The 6,533-nt window shown below is 35.4% G+C and carries 5 protein-coding genes; all 5 read right to left on the bottom strand.

Annotated elements, in window-relative coordinates:
* Window positions 1–144 precede the first annotated feature (144 nt).
* On the bottom strand, window positions 145–1,305 hold the full coding sequence (locus FFR48_RS23995; protein ID WP_137669106.1) for a glycosyltransferase family 4 protein: 1,161 nt from the start codon (window positions 1,303–1,305) through the stop codon (window positions 145–147).
* 128 nt (window positions 1,306–1,433) lie between these two features.
* The gene (locus FFR48_RS23990; RefSeq protein ID WP_162501951.1) at window positions 1,434–2,468 is read right to left on the bottom strand and encodes an FkbM family methyltransferase; all 1,035 of its coding nucleotides are present in this window, start codon (window positions 2,466–2,468) and stop codon (window positions 1,434–1,436) included.
* Between the two features lie 5 nt (window positions 2,469–2,473).
* Entirely contained in the window at window positions 2,474–4,516 is a 2,043-nt protein-coding gene (locus FFR48_RS23985) for a glycosyltransferase (RefSeq protein ID WP_137669104.1), read from the bottom strand.
* A 15-nt stretch (window positions 4,517–4,531) separates the two neighbouring features.
* Window positions 4,532–5,566, bottom strand: coding sequence for a glycosyltransferase family 4 protein (locus tag FFR48_RS23980; protein WP_137669103.1), 1,035 nt, complete (start codon window positions 5,564–5,566; stop codon window positions 4,532–4,534).
* Window positions 5,559–6,533 (bottom strand): class I SAM-dependent methyltransferase (locus tag FFR48_RS23975; protein ID WP_137669102.1); only part of this gene is annotated, 975 nt, incomplete at its 5' end. The genes FFR48_RS23980 and FFR48_RS23975, both read right to left, overlap by 8 nt.

The following is a 6,533-nucleotide window of genomic DNA, read 5'->3' as shown; positions in this document are numbered from 1 at the left end:
TAATTTCCTGATTTATCAGACCCAAAATGCACACTTTTTCAGGTATACCCTTCAAAATCCTTGCATCTTTTTCTTGTTTATTAGCCTCAAACCTTCAATATATCTAGCTTTTGTCTTTATTCAGCAAGCCCTACTTATTGATGATTAAATAATACTTTGATAGGCTTGTAATGTGGCTTTTGCTGTTCTTTCCCAGGAAAATAATTTGGCTCTGTCTCTACCTCTATTAATTAATTCTTGGCGTAACTGAGAATTACTAATTACTTGTAGAATAGCCTCAGCTAACTGCATCGGGTCTTTGGGGTCAATTAATATAGCTGCATCTCCCGCAACTTCTGGGAGGGAAGAAGTATTCCCAGTGACCACAGGTGCGCCTAATGTCATTGCTTCTAAGACAGGTAAACCAAATCCTTCATAATGGGATGGATAAACAAATACATCAGCTTGGGAGTAAAATAATCCTACTAATTGGTTATTGAGGTATTGTAAATGGTGAATTTTGTTTTGCCAAGGTGAATTTTCAATTGCTGCAAATATTGGCTTATAGTTCCATCCTTTATTACCTATTAAGACTAATTGATGAGGAATTTGATATTTTTGGTTTAATAAATTAAATGCAGTAATGATGTTTTCAATGTTTTTCCTGGGTTCTATGGTGCTGACAAACAGAATATAAGGTTGGGAAAAATTATATTTAATTTGTTTTTCCAATTTATAATTATCTGCTTGATCTAAGAAGGATGGATGATAGCGACTAGCTAAGGGAGTTACATAAATTTTCTCCGGTGCTACGTGCAAATATTCGATAATATCTTGTTTAGAGCTTTCGGAAATTGTTAATACTAAATCTGTCCACTGTAAACAGCGCCCTACTCTTTCTGTATATGTTTTGACAACTCCATCTACATATTGAGGATATTTGATAAATGTCAAATCATATATATTCATCACCTTGAGGCTATTTTGACAAGGATAGACTGAGTAATTAGTACCATGTAAGATATCTGGAGAGTCAAAATATTTTTCCCAGTAAGATAAACCAGGTTTAAACCCTGAAGCTAAGAGTAAATTTGATAGTCTTACCGGTAAGGGGAATACATGACCATGGGGGTAATGTTTCAGAGCGTTAGGAAGGCGCAAATCACCCCGTAACCAATTTTTTAAACCTGGTTGATAAACTATTCCTAACTCAAAATTATCTTCTGTTTGTATTGCACTCAGAGCAGATATTAAATTAGCTACATAAAACCCAATCCCACTCGGTTGGGGTTGTACTGGGGTAGCATCAATGAGGATTTTCACCATCAAAATTATCAGATTTTATCAAATTAATCGGTCAGTTTTGCCAAACTACTAAAATCACTGGATTTTAACCATTCAATTCAAAAACATTGAAACTGCACTCATTTATCAGAAATTAATAGATCACTTCGTCACCATTTCATCTCTCTGTCATTATGGAAAGCAATAATATCCATAGTTTCGAGAATCTCAAGTTTGAGCGTTCGCGGTTCTAAAGGATTCTTTAAATCATTAATTGCAAAAACTTGATAATTTAAATTATTCAGAATATTCACATATTGGCTTGCACTGATTCCTGAACATCGTTGCAACCAATATTCATTAATTTCTGAAAAAATGATGGGTTTATAATTAATAATTATATTCTTCATCCCATCCAGTGCCTGTGGCTCATGACCTTCTATGTCAATTTTGATGATATCGACTTGAGAAGTTAAAATATCATCTACAGCCGCAGCCTGAATTGTTATTTTCTCCCCCTGATTTATCTCAGTACTAACGTACATATTAGATACTATTGAACCAGATAATGGTTTATTACTGTCTGAACAGGCAATTTTGTAAGTTTTTACTCTCTCTTGAAAATTATTTTCCTGAATATTTTTTACCAATAAATCATAACTTTTTTCCATTGGTTCAAAGGCATGAACCTCTGCACCTATAGAAGCCATCAAGCAAGTGTAAAATCCTGTTTGGGCGCCAGCGTCAACACAAATCATTCCTGGCTTGACGATTTTTTTGATTAATTCTACCGAAAATGGCTCATAATATCCTAAAGCCATGACTACGCCCATTTCTCTATCGCTACTGTTAAACCAGAAACGAAAATTTTCTATTTCTGAAAGCAGTATTTTATTCGGAGGTAAAAATCCTGGTGATTTAGAAAACTCTTCAGAGCCTATTAAATTGTTTAAAAATTCTCTCAAGGTTACCTTCTTAAGAGAGAGTAAGTCTGGTAATTCCTTCAATAGAGATGGATTACGTCCAAGTAATAACCTATATGCGAAAAAAGCATCTATGGGATTGATTTCTGTACCAAACTGGGTAGTATCATATTTTTGCAGAATCTCATCAAGTTTAATATGTAAAGGATGAGAGTATAATCTTGCGGTTTTATTTCTCAATGTCTTGAGAATGTTTTTCATATCTTTGATAAATTTCTTCATAGTACTCATCCTAAAAACTTAAAATAAAAATCATCAACTTTTACGTTATATTTTTTCATCCCTCTGAGGAAGTTTTCCCGAAAACCCGGAGTATTTTTGTAGTGAGACTCACTTAAAAACAGTTCTCGGTATCTTTCTGGGTGTTTTTGCATCAATAAAACATCTTTCTCAAAAAATCGGTTTCTTTCTTCCAGACTTTCACCCTTATTAGTGCGGAGATGAGGAGGGTGAAAAACACAAACATCATGAGCGAAAGGAATTTTACCATACTGGGCAATTCTCCAACCTAAATCAGTATCTTCACGAAAATGTGGATTATCAAAACGTTCATCAAATCCATCAACAGCCATAAATACTTCGCGTCTAACTAGTAAATTGGCTGTCATAAACCCGATTCCTTCAAATCCTAAATTTGTTACAGGACGGTAATTTATATCGTTAACTTTATCAGAAATAATCAGTCCTTCTACGCCAACTACATCCTGAGATTCAAAGTATTTTATGCTATTTATCAGCCAATCCGACCTAGGTTGACAATCATCATCAGTGAAAGCTATAATTTTTCCTCTAGCGTAGTAAGCTGCTGTATTTCTAGCTATTACTGCTCCTTTAATATTAGTATGGATATAAACAATGTCTAAATTAGAATAATTGTCTTTTTCTTTCCATGATGTTTTACTTTGGTCAACTATAATAATTTCAAATTCTTTGTATCTCTGATTTTGTAGTATCTCTAATAATTTTGCTAATTTATCATGTCTTTCATAGGTAGGAACAATGACACTAAACAAGGGAATATTTTTACTTATATTTAACCTAGTTCTATGAAGCAAAAAACCTAAATCATGGGAGATTTTTTGCCAAGAATACTTTCTTTCTACTAAACTTCTGGCTGCTGTGCTCAGAACATTGCTATACGCTTTATCTTGAATAATTACTGGGATATTACTCCTAAAATCTTCTGGTGTGCAAATATGGATGGCTGTTTCTGAACCTTGAAAAATACCCCTAGCACCAATTGGTGTTGAAATGACAGGTAACCCAGCAGCCATAAAGTCAAACATCTTGATATTTGTACCTGAACCCGAAAACATAGGGTTAATAGCCAGATCAGATGCAGCTAAATAGTTAAGTTTTTCACTCTCCTTCAAAAACCCTGTGAGAATAACATTAGTAATGTTTCTTTTTTGTAGTTCCCCTTGACTGAATTGATCACAGACACCGCCACAGATGGCAAACTGTATATTAGGTAAAGCTGGAGCTAATTCATCAATAATAAACCTGGCTGATTCAATGTTGGGTAGATAAGAGCTACCCATAAAAATAGCCACTGGAGTATCTCCTAAATTTAATTTTTTCTTGGCGATTTTTTTCTGACTACCACTTACATAGGGAATTTTATCTGTAAATACACCATTGGGAACAATGGCCATTTTACTAAAGGGAATATTATATAATTTATTAAATAATTCTCTATCTTCCTGGGAACAAGCCAGAATTAAATCGCAGTTGTGGCACAGAGCATATTCTATGCTAACTACATTTTGAGCAATTTCAGTTCCTAACGCCCCATCATCTAATAAACTCGTTCTTAATAAACCTTCTACATTTTGAGAATCGTAAACGACAAGCTGGGGACGGTGTCGTAAGGAATCCTTGACTAATGGGTAAACCCAGGGATGAGAGAAAATTACAATATCTGATTCAGCGACTTTGCTTTTTGCAGTTTCGACAAATTCACAAGAATGATGGCCTAGCAAATTAAAGCAAGAATCTATAATCGTTTTACCACCCAAGCGGGACTGCAATTTAGCACATTCAACAAAGTGTTGCTCACTCAAAGGAATATCAATTTCCTCTAAAGTTTTACTCAACTGATGATGTCGATATTTTTCTCCCTCCCAGTCATAGGACCCAATATATGTAGTAGGAAGACAGTCACCCATGCCGTGATATAGTCCTAGTAGGCGCAGTCTCCCACCCCCAATAGGTGGATCAATGGGTTGCATATCTAAAACAGTCACTCGGAAAATTTGTTTTTGCGTCATTTTGATTAACTTTTCTTATTCATTGTTATTTTGCAAAACACTTAATAACCTCTGAGATATATTTGACCAGTTAATGTGACTAATGGCAACTTTTCCCTGCTCCCCCATGATTTTAGCTTGTTCTGGGTTTTTAATGAAGTATTCTATGGCTTTAGCGATTTCCTTGGGTTTAGGCGCAACGACTAAACCATTTATACCGTCCTTAACAAACTGTAAAGATTCTCCGGAATCTTGGCAAGTAATCACTGGTTTAAAATGAGAAAAAGCTTCTAAAGTTACATACCCATAATCTTCTCTGATGGGTACAAAGGGTACTACTAAAGCATTAGCATATAAGTTCAACAGTTCTTCATCGGAAACTCGACCCAAAAATTCTATCCGCTTATCTGTCTCACTGAGTGTGCGTAATTCTTGCTCCTGTTCTCCCGTACCGGCAATTTTGAGGCTAATGGGGTACCGAAGGTGAGCCATTGCTTTAATCACTAAATCTACGCGCTTCCAGCGGTGTAGCCTTCCTGGTAAAAATATATGGTCATATTTCCCCCTGCTAAAATTGTTTAATACTAGTGCTGGATGTAAAACTTCACTCTTTACACCGTTCCACTGCATTAGTCTTTGACTAACTTCGTTACCAATAGTAAAAACTTTTTTAGTTCTTGGAGGTCGTAAGGCTCCTGTGTCTAGTTGTTGAATAGTTTCTCTTTGAGTTTTTAAAACTTGATTCCCCTTACCAAATTCCTGCTCAAACATATCATAAAATACTCTGATTGTATGAACCAAATAGCATATATGATTAGGATGACGTAGCAAAAAAGTAGGAGCTTTGGTAGAAATTACCCCATCATAAGCAGAAAGGTCTAAATCATAGCAACGTAAATATGATTCTTGTATGCTTTCAAAACTAGATTCATCAATTAAGACTTCAACAAGATCGGCGGATGTACTTGTGGTATTGAGGGAATTGACCAGACCTGTAAAAAATCTTTCTGCTCCTCCAGTTTCCCCACTGATCATACGTGGTACTACAACTGCAATTTTATAGCTACTCATGTTTATAACCTATAATTGCATAATCTTGGCAACCATAAAAGTAATGATTAAAGCGTTGGGCTAAATCTTCACCTGCAACTTGTTGATTCTCTGGATATGGATGTAATTTCATCACTTGGATATTACATAAACCAGATATTTCAGCCATAAACTGAATTGTAGCGCTAGGTAATGGATGGTGATGGGTGGGATCTAAATAAAAATTATTGCTCCCTACTAAAATGTTTTCAGGATTGGGCGTTTCAAAAATTACTAATCCCTGGGGTTTCAACACCCTGACTGTTTCTGCAAATAACCGCATCAATATTTTAAAGGGTAAATGTTCAATAATATGAAATCCTGTGATAGCACCTAAACTGTTTTCTGGTAAAGTTTGTAAATAATCGATGACATCTGCGGCTATAACATCCAAGGCTCTGGCTTGACATTGCTCTATCATTACTCTATTGATATCTATACCTTTAGATATATATCCAGAGTCCCTGAGTAATTCTAACCACTCACCCCGCCCACAGCCTATATCTAAAATAGGCGCGTCTGGTGTACCAATATTAGCTTGCTCAATCAGAGGTAAATATACTTTTAATCTATTTAATATATCCTCACGGCTACCCCGGAAATAATCTTCAAAAGCCACATAGAAAGCATCTAACAAATGTTCATCTTCATTGAGAAAGGTTTGTAGCTGTTCTTGATCGAAAGGTGCGGGTAATCGTCGTCGTGCTTCCTCTAAAAATAATCCTATTAACCGCTTCTGCTGCATGAGGTCATTTTTCACATAGCTATCATTTCTGATATAATGCTCATGGTTGATTTTTAGTTGGTTATCTACTGTCTGTAAATGCTCATGGTTGATTTTTAGTTGGTTATCTACTGTCTGTAAATGCTCATGGTTGATTTTTAGTTGGTTATCTACTGTCTGTAAATGCTCATGGTTGATTTTTAGTTGGTTATCTACTGTCTGTAA

The sequence above is a fragment of the Sphaerospermopsis reniformis genome, from assembly GCF_005402885.1.
In the GTDB taxonomy this organism is placed as follows: domain Bacteria; phylum Cyanobacteriota; class Cyanobacteriia; order Cyanobacteriales; family Nostocaceae; genus Sphaerospermopsis; species Sphaerospermopsis kisseleviana.
The sequence above is the reverse complement of the archived record's forward strand: the minus strand, read 5'-3'. Positions and strand labels throughout refer to the sequence as shown.